The sequence below is a fragment of the Pseudomonas batumici genome (assembly GCF_036585405.1).
GTDB classification, from domain to species: Bacteria; Pseudomonadota; Gammaproteobacteria; order Pseudomonadales; family Pseudomonadaceae; genus Aquipseudomonas; species Aquipseudomonas batumici.
Window position 1 is genome coordinate 868,025 of record NZ_CP144470.1, and the last position, 24,567, is coordinate 892,591.

Below are 24,567 nucleotides of genomic sequence, written 5' to 3' on the forward strand. Positions count from 1 at the left end.
GCTGTGGTTTAATTGCGCCCCTTTCCCGCCCTGCCCGTTTCAAGGAAGCCTGTTCATGAACGCCACCGACATCACCCAGGTCCTGGTTATCGGTTATGTCTGGCCGGAACCGCGTTCATCGGCCGCCGGCGGACACATGATGCAAATTCTCGAGAGCTTTCTCGATGCCGGCTGGCGCATCACCTTCGCCAGTCCCGCCGCCATCGGCGAACACAAGGCCGACCTGGCGAGCCTGGGCATCGAGGAGTGTCGCATCGAGCTCAACAACAGCAGCTTCGACAGCTTTGTCGGCGAGCTGCAACCGGATGTGGTGCTGTTCGACCGCTTCATGATGGAGGAGCAATTCGGCTGGCGGGTCGAGAAGCACTGCCCCCAGGCCCTGCGCGTGCTGGAAACCTCGGACCTGCAAAGCCTGCGCGATGCCCGCCAGCAACAACTCAAGGCGCGCCTGAAAGACGATCAGGACCCAAATGACTTCAGCGCCCTGTTCGCTCCCGACCAGCGGCAGATCTTCGAACAGATGAGCGAAACCGATCTGGCCCAGCGGGAAATCGCCGCCATCTATCGTTCGGACCTGAGCCTGATGATTTCCGAGGTCGAGTCGCAACTGCTTATCGAGCAGTTCAAGGTCCCGGCGGCCTTGCTGCACGGCTGCCCGCTGATGGTCGACCCGCCCACCGAGGCCCCTCGCGGTTTCGACGAGCGTGCGCACTTTCTCAGCATCGGCAACTTTCGCCACGCGCCGAACTGGGATGCCGTGCTCTGGATGAAGACCACGATCTGGCCGCTGATCCGCCAGCAGCTGCCCACGGCCCAGCTGCATATCTATGGCGCCTACACCCCACCCAAGGCCACCGCGCTGCACAACCCCGCCCAGGGTTTTCATGTAATGAACTGGGCCGAGGACGCCTTGCAGGTGATGGCTGCTGCGCGCATCTGCCTGGCACCCTTGCGTTTCGGCGCCGGGATCAAGGGCAAGATCGTCGACGCCATGCTCTGCGGCACACCGAATGTCACCACCCCCATCGGTGCCGAAGCCATGCACGGTGACTTGCCCTGGGCCGGCGCCATCGAAACCAGCGCCACCGCCCTGGCCCAATCGGCCGTGCGCCTCTATCAGGACCGCGTGCTCTGGAACCAGGCCCAGGCCAACGGCCAGAAGCTACTGGCCGAGCGCTATGACCGGCAGGTCCACGGCCGCGCGCTGGTTGCCCGGATCCAGGCCTGCCGCCAGGACCTGGCCGCCCACCGCCGGGACAATTTCACCGGAGCGATGCTGCGTCATCACCATCACAAGAGCACCCAGTACATGGCCCAGTGGATCGAGGCGAAGAACCGCGCCAACTGAGGCCGCGTTTCAGGAAGCGCCGAGAACCTGGCGAATCTCGATCAGTTGCGCCGGCTCTCCGGCCACGATGACATGGGCCGACAACGGCGGCAGTTGCCGGCCTTCCGGCGTGCGGCTGGGCCTGACGGAGAAGTTGACGGTAATCAGGGTCCCATCGGCAAAGGTCGAGCGCTGCAGCAGGCGGTCCCCGGACAGGATCTGGAAGTCGTCCATGGCCTGGGTGAACAGTCGCTCGTGCAGCGGGCGGAACACTTTGTCGTAGGCACTGATCAGCGGCAGGTCGCGGGGGATCACCTGATCGTTGAGGTGATACAGCGGCGGCACCATGTACAACAGTTGCAGCAGGGCCGTGACATTGCGCTCGCTGGAGAACTTCAGCGAACCGTATTCCCAGTGATGGGTACTGACCAGGCTGTCGTGCAACACCATCTGGTACAGCGGCAGGCGAAATTCGGCCGAGGTCACGAAGCGCGCCACCTCCGGCTTGAGCGGTACCGCTTTGAAATACCGGTTGGGGGTCTCTGGCGGCCAGTAGCCGCCCAGGTAATAGCGCGAGCGCTTGTTCTTGCGCATGTCCGGGTCCATCCAGGCAAAGGGCTGGGTGGCAATGCCATGGCTGAAGGCGATGATCGGCGCATAGAACGACAGCCCGCCCTCACTGCCCGTGACCAGGCCCAGGGCCTGGATCGGGTACGCCAGGCGGCGTTGACGCGCCTCGGCATCCTGCGCCTGGCTGGTTTCCCGTCCCGGCGTGTAATCGCTGAACTCGGGGCCGGCGGCATCGACGTCGAGAAAGTAGCTGTTCAGGCGCCCCGCCTGCGCCACAGCGCTGATCCGCCGCCGGGCGTAGGCTTCGACACTGCGCGGATTGACGTAGACACCGCGACCATTGAAGCCCTGGATTTTCTTGCCCTGTTCATCGGTATAGCCGGCAGCGACGAGTTCATCGCCCATCTTCGCGGTCGCCCAACTGGCTTGCAGGTTCGACGGATGCGCACTGCCGTAGCTGTCGTAGACCGATACCAGGTAACCGGCGGCCTTCGCGGCCTCCACCGCCTCGGGATGCCAGAACGTATCGCGCCAGTCATCGGCTCCCAGCCAGGCCCGTGCCAATCCCGCGCCTTGCAATGCGGCAACGGTGTCGAGGGACAAGCCACCGCCCCAGCGCTCGGCCGGCGCCAGCAAGTCACCAAAGGCCTCACGCAGCTGCCGACGCACCGTTTGCGCCCAGGCCACCTCGGCCTGCGGATCATGATTGCCGGGCAACGGCGCCAGGGCTTCACGCGCGATCGCGTATTGCAGCCCGGCATTGATGGCCCGGATCACCTGGATCCGGGCGAAAGGCGGGACAGGCTCGAGCGTGCTATCGGCTTCGGCCAATGCCAGGAGAAAGGCCTCGCGGGCCTTGAGCTCGAAGCCCCCCAGAGCCTGGACGCCAGGTGATCGCTGTCCTCCCGGTGCCGGGCAAAAAAACGCAGGAATTGCGGCCAGTGCAGGACATCGCCAGCCTTCAACGGCCCGGCATCCCAGAGATAGATATGCGGCGCACCGCCCAGGCGGGCCACCTGGGGTTGAGCAGCGATTTTCTCGCGCAATGAAACGAACCGATGGTGATCACGCAACCATTGCCGGTACAACCGGGCGCCGACCAGAGGCTCCCTCGGGCCGACGACGATGCGGACCCGGTAAGGCGCGTCGGGGGCCAGGCGATTGAAGGCATGGCTGAGGGTCGGCAAGGGCCGCCCGTTCTGCTCCTTGATGCCAAAGCTGGTGTTGAAGGGTGTCTCGACGATCCAGGTCAGCGAGTAGTCCTTGCGCAGTTCGGTCCAGAACGGCATCGACAACACCCCGTTGAGGCGCGCCGGCGGATAGCGCCGCAGCAGCCAGTCCAGCCATTGCGGATCGTCACTGGGGATATAGGCGCCCTCGCCAAACGGAATCGCATGGGCCTCGATCGCCCCGTCCTCCATGGGCCTGGGCCAATCCAACCGTCCCGGTTGCCCGGCGTGAACCGTCACCACCAGGGCCTCCCGGTCCAGCCGGGCCTCGACCCTGAAGTCCCGGTCCGCCTGCCGGACCCGCCAACGGTTGCCCGATCGCTCGATAACCTGCGCGTCCTCGTGGAAGGCCGGGGCGCTGAGCAGGGCCTTGTGTGGATGTTCGCCGCCAGGGTGCAGGGAAACGGCCAAGGTAGCCGGATCGATGACAAAGGTACCTGAACGATGAGGCAGGTAGACCAGCGAAGCCCCTTCGACTGTCAGGGACAGGGTCCATCCGAGCAGGGTCAGCCAGATCGGCAGGCAGCGACGATCATTCACCAACCGCAGCGGCATGGGCTTCATGTTTTCCTCGTCGATTCAGGTGTGTAAACCGACGAACCTTAACCGACGCAGGAGAACCCCTCTGTAGTCCCCTTCTCCTCAAATCGAGTGAAAACACTAGAAATCCCGATAACCCCCAGGCTTTCAGGACTTGAGCGGCCGGCGCAACAGATAACAGTCCATGATCCAGCCCTTGCGCCGTCGCGCGGCTTCGCGCAAACGGCGAATCCGCTCGCCCACCTCGTGCAGCTTGCCGGCGACCAGCAACTCGTCTTCGGTGCCCAGGTAAGCGCCCCAATAGATTTCCAGGTCCTGGTCGGCGAACTGGCCGAACGCGCAGCGGGCATCGAGCATGACCACCACGTTATCCAGGTCGGCCTTCTCCAGGCGACGTCCGGTGGTGATACGCAGCGGCTCGCCGATACGATTCAGGGGAATCCGATGTTGCGCGGCGAGCACCTGGATGCTGCTGATGCCCGGGATCACCTCGACGGCGAAGGTCGGACCGCCAAGCGCGCGGACCCGCTCCAGAATCCTCAGGGTGCTGTCATAGAGCCCCGGATCGCCCCAGACCAGGAAGGCGCCGCACTCATCCATGCCCAGTTCTTCGTCGATCAAGCGCGCGAACAGCGCGGCCCGTTGCTTGTGCCAATGCTCGACGCCGGCCTCGTAGGACGCTGCCGAATCCTCGCGCACCGGATCGCTGACCTGCACCTGCCGGTAACCGGGCTGCTGGATGTAACGCTCGCAGATCGCCTTGCGCAAATTCAGCAGATCGTCCTTGGCTTCGCCCTTGTCCAGCAGGAACAGCACCGAGGCGCGATTGAGCGCGTTGATCGCCTGAACAGTGATCTGCTCCGGATGGCCCGGGCCCATGCCGATCAGCAGAAGGGTTTTCATGGCTGGCGCTCCGGGTGTCTGGCGCCAGGCACGGGCCCGCCTGGGGCGCGGTGCAACTGGCGTGATGGCAAGGATGAGGGCATTATCGACAGGCGCCCACGACAAAAAACGACAAAAAGTAGCTTGGTATGACCCGAACAGCCCGCGTCACCGACCCTTCCTACGAGTTGATGGACGACCACAACGGCCTGTCGATCATCTATCGCCAGCATGGTTTCCCTTGCCCCCTGGTGCGTTGGCATTTTCACAAGGAATACGAACTGCATCTGATCGTCGCCAGCTCCGGCAAGGTGTTCATTGGCGACTACATCGGCAACTTCTACCCCTACACCCTGTTCCTGACCGGTCCCAACTTGCCCCACAACTGGATCAGCCAGGTGGCCGAGGACGAAGTGGTGCCCAAGCGCGACATGCTGGTGAACTTCACCGACGAGCTGTTCGACAGCGGCCATCAGGTGTTCGCCGAGCTGAAAAGCCTGGCGCCCCTGCTGGAACGGGCCCAGTACGGCATCGAGTTCCGTTGCCGGCAGACCGTTCGCCAGGCCACGACACTGATGCAGCGTATCGCCGACTCCCGGGGTGTCACCCGACTGGGCCATTTCCTGATCCTGCTGGAGCTGCTCGGCAACTGTGACGACTACCAGCTGCTGTCTGGCGTTACCACACCACAACTGGCCGACGAGCACAATATCGACCGCACCAACCGGGCGGTCGACTACATCTTTGCCCACTATGCCCGGGAACTGCCGCTGGAAGAAGTGGCCGAGTACCTGGGCATGAAGCCCACCTACTTCTCCCGGGTCTTCAAGCAGGCCACCGGCCGTTGCTTCGTCGAGTTCGTCAACCGACTGCGCATCAGCAAGTCCTGCGAATTGCTGGCGGACGGCGACAAGCCGGTGACCGATGTCTGCTTCGAGTCGGGTTTCAACAACATCTCCAATTTCAACCGCCGCTTCCAGCAACTCAAGGGCATGACCCCCTCGCATTACCGACGTTTGGCGGTACAACGCCTGACGGAGCAGAACCACGGCTGACCAGCCGTGGTCGGCAGGTTAAGCCAGGGCGGCAAAACCGCGCTGCAGATCCTCGATCAGCGAAGCCACCGCTTCCAACCCGATATGCAGCCGGATCAGCGGATGACGCGTCGGTTCGGCAAACTGCCGGTCGCTCACATCCGCCACCGTCACCAGGCTTTCATAGCCGCCCCACGAAGCGCCCAGTCCGAACAGTTGCAAGGCACCGATAAAGCGCTCCAACTGCCCGGGATCGGCCTCGGCGAACTCGAACGACAACAACCCGTTGCTGCCACTGAAATCCCGCACCCACAGCGCATGATCCGGGTGCGTAGGCAGGGCCGGATGCAACACCCGCCGCACCTGCGGCTGCGCCTGCAGCCAGCGGGCGATTTCCAGCCCCTGGCGCTGATGCACTTCCAGGCGCGCTGCCAGGGTCCGGGCACCGCGCAGTACCAGATAGGCATCATCCGGGCTGACCGTGTTGCCAAAGCTGTCGCTCATTCGCGCCAGCGCCGGCCAGGCGGCCTCGGTGGTACAGACGCTGCCCATCACCACATCGCTGTGCCCGCACAGGTACTTGGTCAGGGCCATGATCGAGATGTCCGCCCCCAGGGCCAACGGCCGGTATTGGTAGCCCGAACCCCAGGTATTGTCGACCGCCAGCAGGATACCGCGGGGCTTGCACAAGGCCGCGATGGCCGGCAGGTCGTTCAGCTCGTACAGCAAGGAGCTGGGCGACTCGCAATAGACCATTCGGGTATTGGCCCGCAAGCGTGACGCGATATCCCGACCGTCCGCCGGAAAATAGCCGACCTCGATGCCAAAGGGCACGAGGAACTCCTTCGCCAGGCGCCGCACCGGGGCGTAGACGCCATCGGTGATCAGCACATGGTCACCCGGGCGCAGGTAAGCCAGGAACGTCTGCGCCACCGCTGCCAGCCCGGTACCGAACAGGCGCGTGCGATGACCGCCCTCCAGTTCCGTCACCAGGTCTTCCAGGGCAAAGGCTGTCGGGTTGCCCCGGGCGCCATAGCTCAGGACCCGCTCGCTGTCCCGGCGACTGCGGGCGTCGCGCATATCCGCCAGGCTGTCGAACAGCACGGTGCTCAAGCGGGTGACCGGAATGTTCACCGAACGCGCCCCACTGCCGTCAGGGGTACGGGCGGCGTGAACCAGCCGGGTCCGTACATCGACCGCGGCCTTGTCCGGCACCAGCGGCTTCAGGCTGGCGATCTCCGCCGGCGTCATCTGCCCCAGCAGGCCGGTTTCCCAGGCCAGGTACTGGCGCGCCGCATCCTTGTTACCGGAATGACGGTCGTGGGTGAAGAACAGGAAATCGATGCAGCGCTCATCGGGCAATACCGCCCCATCGTTGACCAGCGCCAGACCGGCCGCCTTCCAGACCGACAGGTCCGCAGTGAAAAACCGCGCCCGCGCCCGCTGGGCCTCGGGTAACTCCAGGGCCGCCAGCTGCGCCACGGCGATATCGTCCGCCAGCAACACCAGGGGCCGTTCCTCACCGGCGACTTCAGCGGCCAGCAACGGCCGGATCGACCAACGCGAACCGGCCAGATGGACCTTGCGAAAGGCCATGCTCGGCCGCAGGTCGATCAACGCCACCGCCCCCTCCGCCAGGTCACGGGACAAGCGCTGCACATCAAGCCCGGGCAACTCGGGCAATGGCAACGCGCCCGTCACCGACAAACTCAAACCGCTGTGCAATCCGCCCTCCAGGACTCGGGCGTCATGTCCCAACTGGCGCAACCAGCTTGCAACAATGGGGGCGCGCACACCCTCGTCGTCGAACACCACCACCCGCGCCTGGCGCACCCCGATATACAGGTCGGTGGCCTGGATCAGCTGGCCGCCCGGCGTGTGCTGCGCGCCCGGCAGGCTGCCAAGGGCAAACTCCTCGGCGCTGCGTACATCGCAGAGGAACAGGCTGCCCTCGCCGCCTTGGGCCCAGGCCGCGACCTGCGCCGCGCTGACCGTCGGCACGGCGGCCCGCCGGGCCAACGCCCGGGCCGCCTCGCGCCGCTGCTCGATATCGGCCGGCGGCGCCCCGTCGCTGTAGCGCCGGGTACTGCCATGCTCCAGTTGCAGGTCGGCCAGGAACCAGCCTTGAGTGCCGTTTTCCAAGGCATAGACCGGGTTCTTCACCCCGAGGTTGATCAGCGTCTGGGCGCCGATGATGCTGCGGGTGCGCCCGGCGCAGTTGATCACCACCGGGGTCGACTCGTCCGCCACCAGGTCCTGCAGGCGATAGCCCAACTCGCCGTTCGGGCAGCAGACCGAACCCGGAATCGTCATCTTGCGGTACTCGTCGAACGGTCGACCGTCCAGCAGCACCAGGGGTTCGCCCCGGGCCTGCCAGTCGGCCAGCTCGATCGCGCTGATATGCGGCGTCTGGCAGGCCTCTTCCACCCGCTCGCCAAAGGCCTTGGACGGCACATGCACCCCGGCGAACAACTGCAGACCCGCCGCCTGCCAAGCGTCGGCGCCGCCCTGCAGAACATGCACCTGCCCATAGTCCAGCGCCTGCAGGCGTTGCGCGGCACGGGCGGCCAGTTCGCCGCCATCCTGGTCGTAGATCACCAACCGCACCCGCAGGTTGGGCGCCAGGCGGCGCACCTCCAGCTCCAGGCGGCTATAGGGCAAATGCACCCCGTGAAACAGATGGGCCTCACCGTACTGGCCGTGTTCGCGTACATCGAACAAGGCGATTTCCTGCCCGTCGAACAGCCATTGCTGCAACTGTGCCGGTGTAATGGTTTTACTCATGGAAACCCCGCTTTCCGGTGAAGAATGGCGATCGATCATGCGGCGTAGGCCTTGATCGAGGGTGCCATCTGCGAAGCGTTGTAGTTGAGGATGCTGCCGTCGTCCTGCACGCCATAGCGGCCGTTGAGCGATTCCAGCGGACGTCCGTAGAGGTGGAAATGCAGGGTCGCCTGCTCGCCATCCACGCGGATGCTGTGCAGGTCCTCACCCAGAAAGGCGATCGAGGTACCGGGCTGCACCACCACTTCACGCTCGAGTACCAGTTCGGCGCGTTGCGGGTTGCGGCCGTCATCGCTGCGGGCATAGACCCGGTTAAGTTCCTGGCCCTCGACGGCACTGATCACCGCCCAGGTTTCGTGGTTGTGGGCAATGGTGTTCTTGCCCGGCAGCAGGGAGTTGAGGTACAGGGTCGGGGTTTCGCCGTCGTCGTTCAGGCGATAGCGGAAGGCGGTATTGCCCTCGCCGGCCACCGGTGCCGGAAAGGCCTCGAAGTTGAACAGGTCGCGACGCCCGGCAAGGTCTTCGAGCAGGACGACAATCTCTTGCAAGGCCGCGCGGTCGACGCCGCGCTGGTGGATGGCGCGGATCTTCACCAGGAAAGATTCGATCACGGTGGCGCGTTCGGTGGTGCTCATGGGCAGGCTCCTTATCGGGTGGATCACGGTCAGACGGACAGGCTGTAGCGGCTGATATTGCTCAGCAAATACGGGTCGGGTTGCAGCGGGCGGCGGCCGACGTCGCCGAGGGCATGGCGGAGGAACTCGCGGGTGCGCTCGCTTTGCGGCTGCTGGAACACCTGGTGGGCACTGCCGGACTCGACGATCAGGCCGTTTTCAGTGAAGTACACCCGGTCACTGATTTCCTCGGCAAAGCGCATTTCATGGGTCACCAGCACGCAGGTCATGCCCTCCTCGGTCAGTTCGCGAATCACCGTCAGCACTTCACCGACGGTTTCCGGGTCCAGGGCCGAGGTCACTTCGTCGAACAGGATCAGTTCCGGGCGCATGGCCAGGGCACGGGCAATGGCCACTCGTTGTTGCTGGCCGCCGGACAGTTGCCCGGGAAAGGCGTCGGCCTTGTGCTCCATACGCACTTTGGCGAGCAATTGCCGGACTTCCCGTTCGGCGTCGGCGCGGCGGCGGCCGAGCACCTTGCACGGAGCGATCAGCAGGTTGTCCAGCACCGACAGGTGCGGGAACAGGTTGTATTGCTGGAAGACGAAACCAACCCGCTTGCGCAACTCGATCAGCCCGGCCTCGCGTTGCAGCCGGTGCACCTCGGTGGCGCCGACGCGAATAGTGCCGCGCTGGGCCTTGAGCAGCCCGGTGATGCAACGCAGGATCGTCGACTTGCCCGAGCCCGAAGGCCCGATGATGGACACCGCCTGACCGCGCTGGACGTCAAGGTCGATGCCCTTGAGCACCGCGCTGGCGCCGAACGACAGGTGCAGGCCGCGCAGGCTGACGAGGGGTTCAGTAGAAGGCATAGCGTCGCTCCAGGCGTTGGGTCAGACGGGAAATCGGGTAGCAGTAGGCGAAGAACAACGCCAGCACGCTGAAGTAGATCAGCACGGTGAAACCGGTACGGTTGACGGTGTTGCTGGCGATCTGCGCGGTGTCGATCAGGTCATGCACCCCCACCAGCGAGGCCAGCGCGGTGCCCATGGTGATCACCGCGTAGAGGTTCATCCACGGCGGCAACATGCGTTTGAAGCACTGCGGCAGGATGATCGAGCGAAACAACTGGCCACGACTGAAGGCCAGGGAGCGCGCGGCTTCCCATTGGGTGCCGGGGATCGAGCCGATGGCCCCGCGGAAGATCTCCGCGACGTTGGCGCTGGCCGGCAGCGCCAGGCCGACGGTGACCTTCAACCAGTCGGGAAACGGCAGGTAATGACTACCGATGTGAATCTCGAACGGAAACACGTAGGTGGTGAAATAGATCAGGACCAGCCAGGGCGCGTTGCGAAATACCTGAACCCACAGCCGTGCCGGCAGGCGCAGGATCCGCAGCGGCGACAGCCCCAGCGCGCCAATCAGCAAGCCCAGCAGCGAGCCGATGGCGATCGCCAGCAGGCTGATCAGGATATTCTGCGCAAAGCCCGCGGCCAGCGCCGGCGACCATTGCGCCAAGGACTCAATGACCATAGCCGGGCATCCTCAACCGCGCTTCCAACGCCCGGCCCACACCGTTGACGATAAAACTCAGCACCCCGAAAAAGCTCAGCATCAGGATCATCAGTTCCAATACGTTGTCGCTCTGGGTCCAGATCATGATCGAGGCGTAGGTGATGTCGCCCACGGCAATGGCCGAAGCCACGGCGGTCATCTTCACCAGGTCGATCAGGTTGTTCACCAGCGACGGCAGCGCAAAGCGCAGGGCCAGCGGCAGCTGCACGTTCCACAGCAACTGGCGACGGCTGAAGGCCAGGGAGCTGGCCGCTTCCAGGGTCACCGCAGGCACCGCCTCGATCCCGGCGCGCAGGGCCTCGGCATGAAAGGCGCCCTTGTGCAGGGAGATCACGATCACCACCCAGGCAAACGGTGTCAGCGGATTGGCCGCGCCCACCGCCTGGGTCAGCAGCATGTTCAACACCAGGAACGCGCAGTACAGCTGGACCAGGGTCGGCGTATTGCGCGTGACCTCGATGAACACCCGGGCCGGGCGCGACAAGGCCTTGCTCTCGCTGGTGAGCGCCACCGCCAGGACGATCCCCGCCAACAAGCTGCCGATGATGGTCAGCACGCACAGCAGCAGCGTGGTCCAGGCCCCATCGACCAGGCTGCCACGTTGGTAGGCATCCAGCAGGAAACGGTAGTTGAGCCCCAGGTGGGCGGCCCATTGCACGAAGGTTTCCATCACGCCGGGCCCTCGGCCAGGCGGGCGCAGGCGGTAGCAATCCGCCGGCCGGCTTCGCGCACACTGTCGGTGGCCGTGGCAATCGACAGACGAAACCACGGCGACAGACCATAGGCACTGCCCGCCACGCCGGCGACGCCCTCCTCCAGCAGATAATCCACCAGCTCATTGTCGCTGCCGATGACCTGGCCGTCCGGGCGCAGGCGGCCCATCAGGCCGGCACAGCGCACGAACACGAAAAAGCCGCCCTCGGGTTGCAGCACGTCGAGCCCGTCGACTTCGCTCAAGGCCGCCACCAGCAGGTCGCGGCGTTCCCGATAGGCCGCCACTTGCGGCTGAAGAAAAGCCAGCCCGCCTTCGTAGGCCGCCAAAGCGGCGGCCTGACTGACCGACGAAGCGCCGGACGCCGATTGCGACTGGACCACGCTCATGGCGGTGGTCAGCGCCTGGGGACCGGCACCGAAGCCGATGCGCCAGCCGGTCATGGCGTAGGTCTTGGACACGCCGCCCACCAGCAGGCAGCGCGCCTGCAAGTCCGGCGCGACATTGAGCAGGTTCAGCGGCGGCCGGCCGTCGAAGCGGATGTGCTCGTAAAGCTCATCGAGCAGCACCAGCACCTGGGGATGGCGACGCAGCACTTCGGCCAGCGCCCGCAGCTCATCGGCGCTGTAGACCGCACCGCTGGGGTTGCCCGGGCTATTGAGGATCAGCCAGCGGGTGCGCTCGCCGATCAGGCCGTGCAAGCGCGCCGGAGTCAACTTGCAGCCCTGCTCCAGGGTCGACGGGACAAACACCGGCTCGCCGCCATTGATCCGCACGCTGTCCGGGAAGGACGGCCAGTACGGCACCGGCACCAGCACTTCGTCGCCCTCGTCGAGAGTCGCGGCGAAGGCATTGAAGACGATCTGTTTCGCGCCATTGGCGATGACGATCTGTGGCGGTGCATAGTCGAGGCGATTCTCCCGCTGGAGTTTGCGCCGCACCGCCTCGCGCAACGCCGGTACCCCCGGGGTCGCGGTGTATTTGGTCGCGCCGGCGGCGATGGCCGCATAGGCCGCCTGCTTGATGTGCAGCGGGGTATCGAAATCCGGCTCGCCGGTGGTCAGGTCCAGCACGTCGCGTCCGCTGTCGCGCAACGCCGTGGCCCGGGACCTGGCCGCCGCATTGGCCGACAGCGAGACCCTCTGCAGCCGTTTGGACAGTCGAACAGTCATGGCAGCACCTTGCCTGGATTGAGCAACCCACGGGGATCGAGGGCCTGTTTGATGCGCCGCATCAGGTCCAGCTCCACCGGGCTCTTGACCTCGGCCAGCAGCTCGCGCTTGCGCTGGCCGATGCCATGCTCGGCGCTGATGGAACCGCCATGGGCGTGGGTGTTGCGATGCACCAGGGCACTGAGCGCCGCGTAGTGGGCCATATGCGCCTCGACCGACTGCCCCAGGGGCGCGGCGACGTTGTAGTGCAGGTTGCCGTCGCCCAGATGGCCAAAGGTCAGGTTGCGCACACCGGGGAAATGCGCCTGCAACAAGGCGTCGGTCTCGCGGACGAAGGCGGCGATCCGCGAGATCGGCAGCGAGATATCGTGCTTCATGTTGCGCCCTTCCCGGGCCTGGGCTTCGCTCATGTTCTCCCGCAGTTGCCACAGCGCGGCACTCTGGGCCAGGCTTTCGGCGATCAGTGCATCGGCCAGCAGGTTCAACTCGAAGGCCTTGCCCAGCACCCATTCGAAGGACTGCCGGGCCTGTTCGGCGCTGTGGCTATCGGACAGTTCCAACAGCGCGAACCAGGCTTGCGGAGCCTGGGCGAACGGCTGCGGATCGTCGGGAAACTGCTGGCGCAACAACGCCAGGCACGCGGCGGACATCAGCTCGAACGCCGTCAGCCCGGCGCCGAAACCGGCGCGGGCATGGGACAGGAACGCCACCGCCTGCTCCAGTGAGTCGAACGCCAGCAAGGCGGTGCCCTGGGCCTTGGGCAGCGGAAAGAGTTTCAGGGTGGCGGCGGTGATGATGCCCAGGGTGCCTTCGCTGCCGATAAACAGATCGCGCAGGTCGTAGCCGGTGTTGTCCTTGCGCAGGCCGCGCAGGCCGTTCCAGATATCGCCGTCGGCGGTCACCACTTCCAGGCCCAGGGTCAGCTCGCGGGTGTTGCCATAGCGCAATACGCCGCTGCCGCCGGCATTGGTGCCCAGGTTGCCGCCCAGGGTACAACTGCCCTGGGCGCCCAGGCTCAGGGGAAACAGGCGCCCGGCCTCACGGGCTGCATCCTGCAGGTTCTGCAGGATGCAGCCGGCTTCGACGGTGACGGTGTCGTTGTCGGTATCGATCTGGCGGATGCGGTTCATGCGGTCGAGCAGCACCAGCACGCTGTTGCCCGTGGCATCCGGCGTGGCCGCGCCCATCAGGCCGGTATTGCCGCCCTGCACCACCAGCGGTGCGCCATGCCGGGCGCAAACCCGCACCAGCGCGGCGACTTCCTCGGTACTGGCCGGATGCACCACGGCGGCAACCTGGCCGTGGTAGACACGGTGCCTGTCGCTGAGGAACGCGCTCCCGGCCGTGGAGTCCTGGACATGGGCGGCGCCCAGCAGTTGTTGCAACTGCACGAATAAGTCGCTCATGGCGTCGTCGCCAACGGAGCGGCGTCCTTGAACCGCTCATGCAGCCGCAGCAGGGCCTGGGACGGCGGCATGCCGGTGCGCTTGCCCAACTCGATCAGCCAGCCGCTGCGGTGCCAGTCGCGGACAATCGCATCGAGACGGGCCTGCACATCCTTTTCGCCCTTGCGCACCCAGATCACCGACGAGGACGGGATCAGGTCGGTGGGCAGCGGAATGTCGTAGCCGGCCCATTCGGCCTCGTCGAGCAGGCTGTGCAGGGTCGGGCTGACATGCACCGCGGCCACGCAGCCGTTGCCGCGTAGGGACAGCAGGGATTCGGACTGGCTGCGGAACGCCTTGATCTGCGCGCCGTAGGTTTCCTGCAGGGGCTTGGTGAAATTGCTGCCCTGGGAGACGCAGACCGGCTGGCCCCTGAGGTCTTCCCAGCGGCGGATGCCGGCCCCTTTGCGGATCAGCGCGGCACCGCCGACTTCTTCGTAAGGCGTGGGCACGTAGTCGAGGATCTCGGCGCGCTCTTCGGTGAACTGCATGTTGGCGACCAGCACATCGACCTTGCCCTGCTGCAGGAACTGAACGCGGTTGGGCGCCAGCACCGAGACGCTTTCCAGTTCCACGCCCAGGCGCTGGGCCAGGCCCTTGGCGAGCTCGACGTTGTAGCCCTGGTGGGCGCCGGTGGCCGGGTCGATGGTGCCAAACGGCGGGCCGCTGAGGATCACGCCGACGCTGATCCTGTGCCGGGCCTGGATCTTGTCGAGGGTGGCATCGGCCTGGGCCAGGGTGGCAAAGAACGCCAGGGCGATGGGTAGATACTTGAACATTGGCGGGTATCCTTCAGCCTTTGAACTGGTTGTGCAGTTCCACCAGCGCCGGCGACTTCGGAGAGATCTGGTTGCGGCTCTCGGCCTCGATCAGCCAGCCGCTGCGGTGCAGGCCCTGGACCACCGTGTCCAGGCGTTTCTGGATATCGACCTCGCCCTGGCGGGTCCAGATCACCGACGGTGCCGGATTCAACTCCGGGGTAATGGCGCGATACTCCTTCCACTCCGGGTTGCCCGCCAGCAACGGATTGATCAGCGTCGCATCGTGGACCGCCGCCACGCAGTTGTTGCCGCGCAGGGCCAGCAAGGACTCCGAGGAACTCTTGAACGCTTTCAACTGGGCACCCAGCTCGCTCAGCGGCTTGACGTAGCTGCTGCCCTGGGAGGTGCACACCGGTTGACCCTTGAGGTCTTCCCAACGGGTGATCCTGCTGTCTTTCAATACTGCGGCGGTACCGCCGACCCTGTAGAAGGGGGTTGGCACATGGCCCAACTGGCCATCGCGCTCCGGCGTCCATTCCATGTTGGCGATCAGCAGGTCGACCTTGCCCTGTTGCAGGAACTGCACGCGGTTGGCCGGCAGCACCGGTACCAGTTCGACGGCGACGTTCAGGTCCTTGCCAAGGGCATTGGCCAGGTCGACATTGAGGCCCTTGGGCGCCTGGGTCGACGGATCGATGGAGCCGAACGGCCCGCCGGACAGCAGCACGCCTACCACCAATTTGTGACGCTGCTCGATCTTGTTCAGGGTGGCGTCGGCCTGGGCCGCACCTACCGCCGCCAACGCCAGCACGGCGCCGATGAAAGCAGGAAGAACACGTTGGCCCGATGTGCGCTTGAATGACATGACTTTCCCCTCGATGGCAATCGGCGTATCCCGACCTTGTTGCCCCGCATGCTAGGGAGCGCCACCGACGAACGGAAATTCAAATATCTAATATTGTTATAACTTTCTGGTTATTAGTTTTTAATAAAAACGGCATAACCCCTATTTACCGGGACTCTTAGCACAGCCCATATTTTCAACTCGCCAAATACATCAGCGTTTGTAATATATTGGCGATCGCCCTTGATATGAATTCGAGTCGCCATGCCCTCTCCGACCCTGGACCTGGAACTGCTGCGCACCTTCGTCGCAGTGGTGGACCATCACAGTTTTGCCGAAGCCGGCCAGCATCTGGCGCGCACCCAATCGTCGGTGACCCAGCAGATGCAACGCCTGGAACAGCAGGTGGGCGTCGGGCTGTTCCAGAAACAGGGTCGGCAGAAACAGCTCACCGAGCCGGGGCGCCAGTTGCTGCGTCATGCCCGACAGCTGCTGTCGTTGAATGACGAGGCGTTGAATTCGCTGCGGGAAAGCCATTTGAGCGGCGTGCTGCGTATCGGCTCGCCCCACGATATCGCCGACACCATCCTGCCGCCGATTCTCAGCCACATCGCCCGCTCGGCGCCGCGCCTGCGCCTGGAAATCGATGTGGGCCGCAGCCCCTACCTGATGGAGGACCTGCACCGGGGCAAGATCGACATGGTCATCTCCACCCGCGCGGACTCGCGCCTGCAGGGCTTTGCCCTACGGACCTCGCCAGTGTGGTGGATCTGCTCGGCGCAGTACATCCACGTGCCCGGCGAGCCGCTGCCGCTGATCCTGGTGGAAGAACCGAGCATCTATCGGCGCTACGCCATCGAGGCGCTGGAGCGTGAGGGCATTGCCTGGCGCCAGGCCTACCTGGCCTCGAACCTGATCGGCATCAAGGCGGCGATTCGCGCCGGGCTCGGGGTGACGCCGCGCAGCATGGAACTGCTCGGACCGGACATGCGGGTGCTGGGGGAGAACGACGGCCTGCCGCGCTTGCCGGATGTGACCTATTACCTGTGGATCCGGCCCAACACGGTGAACCCGCTGGTGCGCCGGGCCTATGACCTGATTCGCAGCAGCCAGGGTTTGTAGGGGCGCGTCAGGTGCGCAACTGGCTCAAGCCTGGATCAACCCCGCCCTGAGCCAGCCCTGCCGAAAGCGAATCGCAGGTCAGACGACGTTACTCGCCCTCGAAGGCCAGCTTGTCTTGCGTCCGAGTGTCGAAATCGGTGGCGTCGTGGCGCTCGCGCAACTGGCCGGAGGGGTCCCCGGAGAGGCGGTTGACCATCCTCCCGCGCTTGACGGCGGGACGCTCGTCGATGGCATCGGCCCAGCGCTGCACATGCCGGTACTCCTGCACCGAGAGAAACTCCGCCGCTTCGTAGAGCCGGCCTTTGACCAGGCCACCGTACCAGGGCCAGATGGCCATGTCGGCGATGGTGTATTCGCTGCCGGCGATGTATTCGCTCACCGCGAGTTGCTTGTCGAGGACGTCGAGCTGCCGCTTGGTTTCCATCGCAAAGCGGTCGATCGCGTAGCGGATTTTCGTCGGGGCGTAAGCATAGAAATGGCCAAACCCACCACCGAGGTACGGCGCGCTGCCCATCTGCCAGAAGAGCCAGGACAGGCATTCGGCGCGGGCACTGGCCTCGGTTGGCAGGAACGCGCCGAACTTCTCGGCGAGGTACTGCAAAATCGCCCCCGATTCAAAGACCCGAATGGGTTTCGGGCCACTGCGGTCCAGCAGCGCCGGGATCTTGGAGTTCGGATTCACCGCCACGAAACCGCTGCCGAACTGATCACCCTCGCCGATATGGATCAACCAGGCATCGTACTCCGCACCGCTGTAACCCAGTGCCAGCAACTCTTCCAGCATGATGGTGACTTTCTGGCCGTTGGGTGTGGCCAGGGAATAGAGCTGCAGGGGGTGATGCCCGACCGGAAGCTCCTTGTCGTGGGTCGCGCCGGCGATGGGCCGGTTGATATTGGCAAATTTCCCGCCGTTTTCCGTATCCCAGCTCCAGACCTTGGGTGGCGTGTAATCAGAGGAATCGCTCATGCTCACTACTCCTGGGGTTCGATGGCCCTTAAGGGCCATCGGGCAAGCTCATAGTGCTGGGAGTGTACCGGCTCCTGGCTGATCGTAAATCCCCACCGTCATGACGAATACGTCTACACCGGCGACTCGCCGATCACGCAATCACCCGCGCATACACCGGCCTGTCGACATTCCCGCCGGACAGGATGACCCCCACCCTCTTCCCCGCCATGGCCTCACGCTCCTGCATGAGCGCCGCCAGTGCCGCCGCTCCCGCCCCTTCCGCCAGGTTGTGGGTGTCGCTGTAGTACACGCGCATGGCCTCGACAATCTGCTCCTCCGTGACCGAGACGATTCTCGCCGCACCGGCCGCATAGACCGCAAACGCTTCGGGGATCGGCCTGCGCACGGCCATGCCGTCGGCAATGGTATTCGCCGAGGCGGTTTCCCGCAGTTGTCCGGCTTCGAACGATAACTTCGCGGCGTCGGCCTCGGCGGCCACCACGCCGATCACCCGGGTCTTCAGGCCCAGGGCGTCGCGGGCGGCGATCACCGCGCAAATCCCCGAGCCACAGCCCATGGGCACGTAGACGCTGTCCAGGTCCGGCACCGCGTTGAACAACTCCAGCGCGTAAGTGGCGACCCCCTTGATCAATTCACCATGGTAGGGCGGGACCAGATAGAGGCCTTGCACCTGCGCCAGGCGCGCGGCCTCTTCACGGGCTTCTTCGAAATCCCGGCCAAACTCGATGACCTCGCCACCGAAGCCGCGCATGGCGTTGTTCTTCTCCACGGAATTGCCCCGCGGCACCACGATCAGCGCCCTCAGGCCTGCCGCCCGGGCTGCCAGGGCCAGGCTCTGGCCGTGGTTACCGCGGGTGGCGGTGACAATGCCTTGCGTTTCCGGGTGGGTGCGCTTGAGCCAGTGCATGAAAGTAATGCCGCCGCGCACCTTGAAAGCCCCGGTGGGGGTGTGGTTTTCGTGCTTGACCCAAACCGTGCAGCCCAGCCGCTCGGCCAGCAAGGGCCAGGCGTATTGGGCAGTGGCCGGCATCACCTGGTACACCTGGCGGGCAGCGTTTTCGATATCGTCGCGAGTCAGTCCGTGCATGGCTATTCTCTCTGAGGTTTTGCCCAGTCTAGGCAGAGGCATTGGCCACTGGCTTTCAGAAAACTGACCTGACCTTCAGGGTTGCCTTTCAGTAAGATGGTGTTCATGGATCGCCCAAACAGCTTGCAGTCACCGCCCCTACGCGAATCGGTCCGTCGGATCGAGGCCGGGCCGTGGGCGATCGAGTTGCTGCCCGGCGCCGGCTATGCAACCCGCTACATAGCGACCCAGGCAGCCGTTGGCTTTGCCTTCGATAGCCAGCGCGGCCTGCACGCGATCGGCAGCGACCGGGTGCGCCCATTCACAGCCACGCCCAACGGCCTGGCCTTCGTGCCTCCCGGGTGCGATGTGTTTTCCGAGTCGCCCGAGGGGGTGAATACCTGCGACTGATCCGCACCGACGGCGCGCCACTGGTGGGGGACCATGCGTTCAACAACCGTATCGATCGACAGGCGATCGTCCTCGCGCAGCGAATGCGCAGCGCATTGTTGCGGGCCTCGGTGGAAGATGATTGGGAGGCCTGGGCACTGGCCCTGGTTCAACGGGCGACGGGGGACCCTGTGCTGTCGACGCCCTCCCGGGGCTCGATGACCGCCAACCGGCTGCGCCTGCTTGACGAGTTCATTGACGCAGGGCTCGACAGGCCGCTGAGTGTGCCGGCAATGGCGGCGCTACTGGGGCTATCCGAAGGGTTCTTCATACGGGCATTCAAGGAGGCGACGGGCAAGAGCCCGCACAGCTACCTGATCGATCGACGCCTGGTCCGGGCCCGAGGCCTGTTGTGCGGCTCGGCGCAGCGCCTGGCGGACATCGCCCAGGCCTGCGGTTTCGCCTCCCAGGCGCACATGGCCACGGCGTTCAGGCAGCGCCTGGGGATCAGTCCGCGAGAACTGCGCGGGTGATGGCAGGCCAGGTCATTGCCGACCCGCTACGCACCCCGGATCAAAGGGACTGATAGAGCTGCTGGACCGCCTCCTGTCCGTAGCGCCTCTCCAGCTTTCTGACGATGAAATGCCCGCGCGCCATGTCCTGGAAATGGTCGATGAAGGCCAGGTTGATAAGCGCACCGCCCACCGCTCCGATCGCCGGTATCGCTTGTGCGGCGGCTTTCTCGCTCACCTGGATGCTGAACCGCTCGGCAATGGTGGCGATCAACTTGAGCACCGAGCCATCCGACAGGGACTTCGCCAACGCCGCACGCACGGTGTAATAACCGGTTTCCGAATCATCGTCTTTCGCTGATCGGCCGCCGAGCGCAAAGACCGCCAGGCAAGCCTGCTTCGCTTCGTCGGTGTCAATGCGCTCGTCATGGCTCCTGGCGATATCGGCAATGGATCGCAGCATGATCGACGTTGAGAGGGGCAACTCTACACTGAGCCCGGCAAGGCCGAAAAAGCCCCCCACGCCCCCGCTGACGGCGATGCCGGTCTTGTGCCAGAGGTTGGAAGGCCCCTGGCCAGGCACGTCCTTCAGGGTAAAAACCGCGGCATCGAGGGCCTTCACCAACGCGGCTTGAGTAATGCCGGCAATTCTTTTGCTGATGCTGTTGGGCAGGTGCGCCAGCGCGAGCTCAACGGGCATGCCGATAATGCTCGTCACCTTTGCAACGAAGCCAGGATTCTCCAGCAGGTTCTTTGCACATTGCAGTTCATTTCGGTCTTTTTCCGAGATGCTCATCGATTCCTACTCGATACCGGGCTTGCAGGGTAGCCAAAGGACAAAGGGATCGCCGGTACATGCTGACGAATAGTGCCCAGCATCTGCTTGACCTCAATGGGTTTGGCGATAAAACCATCCATGCCCGCGGCGACACACTGCTCACGCTCAGACTCGAATACGCCCGCCGTCATGGCCAGTATCGGCAATGCCAGGTGCAATTCATCGCGGATGACTCGGGTGGCGGAAAAACCATCCATGACGGGCATATGCACGTCCATCAGCACGATTTGATAACGCTGTGGATCGGCACGCAACCTGTCGACAGCCTGCTGGCCATCGCCGGCAACCTCCACAATCGCGCCCGCTTGTTTCAGTATCTTCATGGCCACGAACTGATTCACCGGATTGTCTTCCACCAACAACAGGCGCACGCCATCCAATGGCTGACTTGAGGTCAGGTTTTCGCTGTCAAGCGGAACGGACTTCGATGGATCTATTCGCGCTGTCAGCACTTCATGCAGCGTATCGAACAGATGCGAACTGGTCACAGGCTTGATCAAGACAGCGTCGATCTTCGCCGAGGCAGGCTCCAGCATGAGCCTGCCCTGATCAAAGGCATTGACCATGATGATCATCGGCTGCGTGTACGTCGGCAGTATCCTTCGGATAGCCTGCAGGGTTTCAAGCCCATTCAGGCCCGGCATCTGCCAGTCGACTATCATCGCGTCATAGAGTTCACCGCGTAATTCAAGCGCACGCACCTGCTCTAGCGCCTGCTCGCCTGACGCCACCCCATCGGCTTGCCAGTTCCAGCCAACAATCGTTTTGCACAAATACTCACGACTGGTCTCATTGTCATCGACCACCAGAATGCGTAAGTCACCCATGACATTCCGTCGTTGGGGCATGGGTTCAATAGCGCTGTCTTGTCGAAGCGCAACCGTCACTTGAAATTCACTGCCGACGCCGACGCTGCTCTCCAATGTGAGGGTTCCCCCCATCAGGGACACCAGACGCTTCGAAATAGCCAGCCCCAGGCCTGTGCCACCAAAGCGACGGGTAATGGAAGTATCCGCCTGGGAAAACGGTGAAAACAGACAGGCTTGTTGTTCGCTGCTCATACCAATACCGGTATCGCGCACCCGAAAGCACAGATTAACGATGTCCTCTTCGCCCCCCACGCGCTGCACGAGTACAACCACCTCTCCCCGCTCCGTGAACTTGATGGCATTCCCCACCAGGTTGACCAGCACTTGCTGTAACCGCAGCGCATCACCGATAAGCGCCTGCGGTACATCCGGCTCGACACCGATCACCAGTTCCAGATCCTTGTTGACGGCACCGATGGACATAATGTTCGCCAGCGGATCAAGTACATCGCACAACAGGAACGGCGCGGAAACGACTTCCAAGCGACCGGCCTCGATTTTGGAGAAGTCCAGGACATCATTCAGAATCTCAAGCAAAGACTCTCCAGCACCTCGCAACATTTGAAGGTATTTGCTTTGATCCGCGGATAAAGGCGTGTTGGCCAGAAGATGCGTGATGCCCAGCACGGCGTTCATCGGCGTGCGAATTTCATGGCTCATATTGGCAACAAACTTACTCTTCGCCTGGCTGGCGACTTCGGCGCGATCCTTGGCGATGAGTAACTGGGCCGTACGCTCGGCGACCTGCTGCTCCAGATTGGCGTTCTGCGAGAGAATCCGCGACTCGTTGGCCTTTTCCTGGCTGATATCACGTATTGTTTGGGCAACCGCTGTGACTTTACCGTCAGCCGCACGGACGGGTGACACAGCGATAGAGACGTCCAGAATCGTGCCATCGCGGTGGCGTCGTGTGGTCGCGAAATGGGGGACGGCTTCCCCGCGCTCAATGGCTGCCGTCAAGCGTAGCTGTTCCGATAACAGCTGCGGCGAGCCGATCAACTCGGCTAACGAGCGCCCCACGGCTTCGTCTTCACTGTAGCCAAACATGCGCTCCGAGGCTTCGTTCCAACTGAGCACATCGCCTTGCGGTGTTGTACCGACGATGGCATCACTGGAGCTGGCGACAATGGCGGCAAGGCGGCTCTGCTCTACCATGACCTGCCGCTGACGTCGCATACTCAGCCCATACAGATAAAGAAAACCGGCGGCGATGCAGGAAATGACCAACATCGTAATCAGGGTTACCTGTCTCGTGCTGGCCACACTTTCAATGACTGCCGTCTCATTGGCCGCAGTGAGAACCGTCAGCCCGTGCTCCGCCCCCTCGACGCCCAGGAGCTCTTCATGCTGCACCACATGCAGAAGGTTTCCTGCCTGGTTTTTCCAGATTTGAACGGCACCTTGCTCGCCAGGAACAGACGGGCTCACCGCCTTGAATTCATCCTCCCATCGATAGCGCTTGCCCCGATCAAAACCAAAGGTGCGACTCGCATCGGGGTGCAGCAGAAAGTCCCCGTCCTGATTGACGATGTAAGCAGAATAGTTATTAGGCAAGCGCACGCCCACCTGGGGCAATATGGCATTGCTGTCGACATTGATAACCACCATGCCGAATAGATGACCGTCCTCGGCATAGATGGGGCTTGCAACCCGCACCGTGGGTACGATGGGTATTTCCAGCTTGCCAAATTCGCGATTGAGGTTGAACTCGGAAGTATAGACTTGCCCATGGCTCAGCTTACTGGCGGTCTGAAAATAGCTGCGATCGCCTTTGGACTGTAACTGGTCGTTTGGCGTGACCTGCACAACGCCGGCTTTACGCTCGGCACGCACCAACTCCTTGCCATTATTGCCGACGCCAATCAGCTTGATCTGCAAGTATTGCGGATTGGCTTCCAGGTAGGCGACATAGAGTTGCTCAAGCTGCTGCTTCCAGACCTCATAGCGGTCACGTCCCGTGCCGCCTGCCCCCATCGCCAAGTAAGCGCGAGTTATTTCCGGCACTTGAGGGACTTTTGACAAGAATAAAACGTCGTTGTGCAGCTCTGAAATTCTTTGATGTAACTGCCCAAAGCGAACTTTTGCCATCCTGACCAACTCTGAATCGAGTTCAGCGTTAGCTTTTTGCCAAGTCCGAGAGTCAGAGACCAGCACCACCACCACGGTGGTCAGGCACAGCACCAGCAGGAGGCAAGGCCATGCAAACCATAAACTTGCAAACAAACTGGACGTTCTCTTCTCGGTCTGCAAGCTGCTGCTCCTTGATCAATCTTCAAGTCAAGCATACTCCAGGCGTTGCTCTACGCCCTTCACTGGACACCCACAAAGGGTCATTGCACCCGCCTGGCCAGCAGGACACGGGACGAGTGCCCAGGAATGATAGTTGAAGCACCTTAACCCGCGCGAACACCCGACTCGTCGATGTCCATCAAGGATGCCTGCAACCAGCCACTGAAACGCCGGGTCAGGGAGCTTTTCTCACTGTCGCGATGGATCAGGCAAACCCAGCTGGGGCCTGGAATACTTCGCTCACTCAAGGGGGTCAACAGTCCGTTGGAACGCGCGTTCGCGGCCAGCAGTTGACTGACCAAGGCGATGCCATTCCCGGCACAGGCGGCATCGAGCAGCAATCCCGGGTCGGAAAAATTCAATCCATTGCTGCGTTGGCCGACGTCATCCCCGCCCTGCACCACCCAGTGACTCCAATCCATCTCCCGTTCGCCATGCAAGGTGGTGCGCTGTTCTGCGGGCACCCCGAGCAGATCAGGATGGCAGGCCGGATAGAATCGATCGTTGAACAGCTCCTGGTAGCTGCATTCGACCTGGGGGCCAAGGTCATCGCGAATCGTCAGGTCGATGGTCTGAGTCGCCATGTCCGGCGCGTCAAAGCTGGTGAATAGCCAGAGATCCACATCGGGGCACTGTCGATGGAAATTCTTCAGACGCGGCAACAGCCAGTGGCGAGCGAACGCCGGGGTGGTATTGACCACCAGTTGGTTGGGCTTGCGGTATTGCTCCAGGCGCCGAATACCGACCGACAATTGCAGCAGCATCGACTGGGTCGTGCTGTACAGGTCGTGCCCGGCGTCGGTCAGGCTGACACTGCGGCCGCTGCGGAAAAACAGCGGCTGCTCGAGAAAGCTTTCCAGGCTGCGGATCTGCTGGCTGATGGCGGACTGAGTCAGGTGCAACTCTTCGGCAGCCTTGTGAAAACTGCCCAGGCGAGCAGCGGCTTCAAAGCCGCGGAGGGTATTCAAAGGAGGCCAGTGCTTCAGCATATCGATAAGCCCTACTAATCAGTTGTGCGCTAA

Annotated in this window: 20 protein-coding genes and 1 pseudogene; 4 read left to right on the plus strand and 17 right to left on the minus strand. The window is 63.3% G+C overall.

Translation table 11 applies throughout. The features are described 5' to 3' along the window. Positions 1 to 55 precede the first annotated feature (55 nt). Positions 56 to 1,348, plus strand: coding sequence for a glycosyltransferase family 4 protein (locus NUH87_RS03500; protein ID WP_338524739.1), 1,293 nt, complete (start codon positions 56 to 58; stop codon positions 1,346 to 1,348). A 9-nt stretch (positions 1,349 to 1,357) separates the two neighbouring features. Here the strand turns inward: NUH87_RS03500 and NUH87_RS03505 are convergent, their stop codons facing one another. The 3 genes from NUH87_RS03505 to cobF all read right to left on the minus strand — a co-directional run bounded on the left by NUH87_RS03505 (position 1,358) and on the right by cobF (position 4,569). Continuing rightward, positions 1,358 to 2,674 (minus strand): glycoside hydrolase, encoded by a 1,317-nt coding sequence (locus NUH87_RS03505; RefSeq protein WP_338524740.1) that lies wholly within the window; start codon positions 2,672 to 2,674, stop codon positions 1,358 to 1,360. After that, a complete protein-coding gene (locus NUH87_RS03510) occupies positions 2,671 to 3,690 on the minus strand; it encodes a hypothetical protein (RefSeq protein ID WP_338524741.1) in 1,020 nt (339 codons plus the stop codon). The genes NUH87_RS03505 and NUH87_RS03510 overlap by 4 nt, the downstream gene beginning before the upstream one ends. Positions 3,691 to 3,813: 123 nt before the next feature. After that, positions 3,814 to 4,569: a precorrin-6A synthase (deacetylating) gene (cobF, locus tag NUH87_RS03515; RefSeq protein WP_040067624.1), complete on the minus strand. Its 756-nt coding sequence runs from the start codon at positions 4,567 to 4,569 to the stop codon at positions 3,814 to 3,816. Positions 4,570 to 4,697: 128 nt separating this feature from the next. Between cobF and NUH87_RS03520 the strand changes: the two genes are divergently transcribed. Then, on the plus strand, positions 4,698 to 5,603 hold the full coding sequence (locus NUH87_RS03520; RefSeq protein WP_338524742.1) for an AraC family transcriptional regulator: 906 nt from the start codon (positions 4,698 to 4,700) through the stop codon (positions 5,601 to 5,603). Positions 5,604 to 5,621: 18 nt separating this feature from the next. Here the strand turns inward: NUH87_RS03520 and metC are convergent, their stop codons facing one another. From metC to NUH87_RS03565, 9 genes are read right to left on the minus strand one after another with little or no spacing between them, the layout of a single operon-like run. Further along, positions 5,622 to 8,366, minus strand: a complete 2,745-nt coding sequence (gene metC, locus NUH87_RS03525) for a cystathionine beta-lyase (RefSeq protein WP_338524743.1) — start codon at positions 8,364 to 8,366, stop codon at positions 5,622 to 5,624. 35 nt (positions 8,367 to 8,401) lie between these two features. Beyond that, a complete protein-coding gene (locus NUH87_RS03530) occupies positions 8,402 to 9,001 on the minus strand; it encodes a cysteine dioxygenase (protein ID WP_338524744.1) in 600 nt (199 codons plus the stop codon). A 29-nt stretch (positions 9,002 to 9,030) separates the two neighbouring features. Continuing rightward, the gene (locus NUH87_RS03535; RefSeq protein WP_338524745.1) at positions 9,031 to 9,852 is read right to left on the minus strand and encodes an amino acid ABC transporter ATP-binding protein; all 822 of its coding nucleotides are present in this window, start codon (positions 9,850 to 9,852) and stop codon (positions 9,031 to 9,033) included. Continuing rightward, a complete protein-coding gene (locus tag NUH87_RS03540) occupies positions 9,839 to 10,513 on the minus strand; it encodes an amino acid ABC transporter permease (RefSeq protein ID WP_338524746.1) in 675 nt (224 codons plus the stop codon). Before NUH87_RS03540 ends, NUH87_RS03535 begins: the two co-directional genes overlap by 14 nt. Next, positions 10,503 to 11,225 carry an amino acid ABC transporter permease gene (locus tag NUH87_RS03545; RefSeq protein WP_338524747.1) on the minus strand — a complete coding sequence of 241 codons (723 nt, stop codon included), beginning with the start codon at positions 11,223 to 11,225 and terminating at the stop codon, positions 10,503 to 10,505. The genes NUH87_RS03540 and NUH87_RS03545 overlap by 11 nt, the downstream gene beginning before the upstream one ends. Further along, positions 11,225 to 12,439: an aminotransferase class I/II-fold pyridoxal phosphate-dependent enzyme gene (locus NUH87_RS03550; RefSeq protein ID WP_338524748.1), complete on the minus strand. Its 1,215-nt coding sequence runs from the start codon at positions 12,437 to 12,439 to the stop codon at positions 11,225 to 11,227. Before NUH87_RS03550 ends, NUH87_RS03545 begins: the two co-directional genes overlap by 1 nt. Beyond that, complete coding sequence (locus NUH87_RS03555; protein WP_338524749.1) at positions 12,436 to 13,845, minus strand: FAD-binding oxidoreductase; 1,410 nt, start codon at positions 13,843 to 13,845, stop codon at positions 12,436 to 12,438. The genes NUH87_RS03550 and NUH87_RS03555 overlap by 4 nt, the downstream gene beginning before the upstream one ends. After that, positions 13,842 to 14,663 carry a transporter substrate-binding domain-containing protein gene (locus tag NUH87_RS03560; RefSeq protein ID WP_338524750.1) on the minus strand — a complete coding sequence of 274 codons (822 nt, stop codon included), beginning with the start codon at positions 14,661 to 14,663 and terminating at the stop codon, positions 13,842 to 13,844. Before NUH87_RS03560 ends, NUH87_RS03555 begins: the two co-directional genes overlap by 4 nt. A 13-nt stretch (positions 14,664 to 14,676) precedes the next feature. Next, the gene (locus NUH87_RS03565) at positions 14,677 to 15,510 is read right to left on the minus strand and encodes a transporter substrate-binding domain-containing protein (protein ID WP_338524751.1); all 834 of its coding nucleotides are present in this window, start codon (positions 15,508 to 15,510) and stop codon (positions 14,677 to 14,679) included. A 243-nt stretch (positions 15,511 to 15,753) separates the two neighbouring features. On the opposite strand from NUH87_RS03565, the gene NUH87_RS03570 reads away from it, so the two are divergent. After that, positions 15,754 to 16,611, plus strand: a complete 858-nt coding sequence (locus NUH87_RS03570; RefSeq protein WP_040067042.1) for a LysR substrate-binding domain-containing protein — start codon at positions 15,754 to 15,756, stop codon at positions 16,609 to 16,611. Between the two features lie 88 nt (positions 16,612 to 16,699). Here NUH87_RS03570 and yghU read toward each other — a convergent pair whose 3' ends face one another. Then, positions 16,700 to 17,578 (minus strand): glutathione-dependent disulfide-bond oxidoreductase, encoded by an 879-nt coding sequence (gene yghU / locus NUH87_RS03575; protein ID WP_338524752.1) that lies wholly within the window; start codon positions 17,576 to 17,578, stop codon positions 16,700 to 16,702. 133 nt (positions 17,579 to 17,711) lie between these two features. Then, positions 17,712 to 18,668, minus strand: a complete 957-nt coding sequence (locus NUH87_RS03580; RefSeq protein ID WP_338524753.1) for a threonine dehydratase — start codon at positions 18,666 to 18,668, stop codon at positions 17,712 to 17,714. A gap of 96 nt (positions 18,669 to 18,764) precedes the next feature. Between NUH87_RS03580 and NUH87_RS03585 the strand changes: the two are divergent. Beyond that, positions 18,765 to 19,570 (plus strand): annotated as a pseudogene (locus NUH87_RS03585) (helix-turn-helix domain-containing protein). 40 nt (positions 19,571 to 19,610) lie between these two features. On the opposite strand, the gene NUH87_RS03590 reads toward NUH87_RS03585, so the two are convergent. The 3 genes from NUH87_RS03590 to NUH87_RS03600 form a co-directional block, all read right to left on the minus strand. Then, complete coding sequence (locus NUH87_RS03590) at positions 19,611 to 20,345, minus strand: EcsC family protein (protein WP_338524754.1); 735 nt, start codon at positions 20,343 to 20,345, stop codon at positions 19,611 to 19,613. Then, complete coding sequence (locus NUH87_RS03595; protein ID WP_338524755.1) at positions 20,342 to 23,506, minus strand: response regulator; 3,165 nt, start codon at positions 23,504 to 23,506, stop codon at positions 20,342 to 20,344. The genes NUH87_RS03590 and NUH87_RS03595 overlap by 4 nt, the downstream gene beginning before the upstream one ends. 143 nt (positions 23,507 to 23,649) lie before the next feature. After that, on the minus strand, positions 23,650 to 24,534 hold the full coding sequence (locus NUH87_RS03600; RefSeq protein WP_338524756.1) for a LysR family transcriptional regulator: 885 nt from the start codon (positions 24,532 to 24,534) through the stop codon (positions 23,650 to 23,652). Between the last annotated feature and the right edge of the window lie 33 nt (positions 24,535 to 24,567).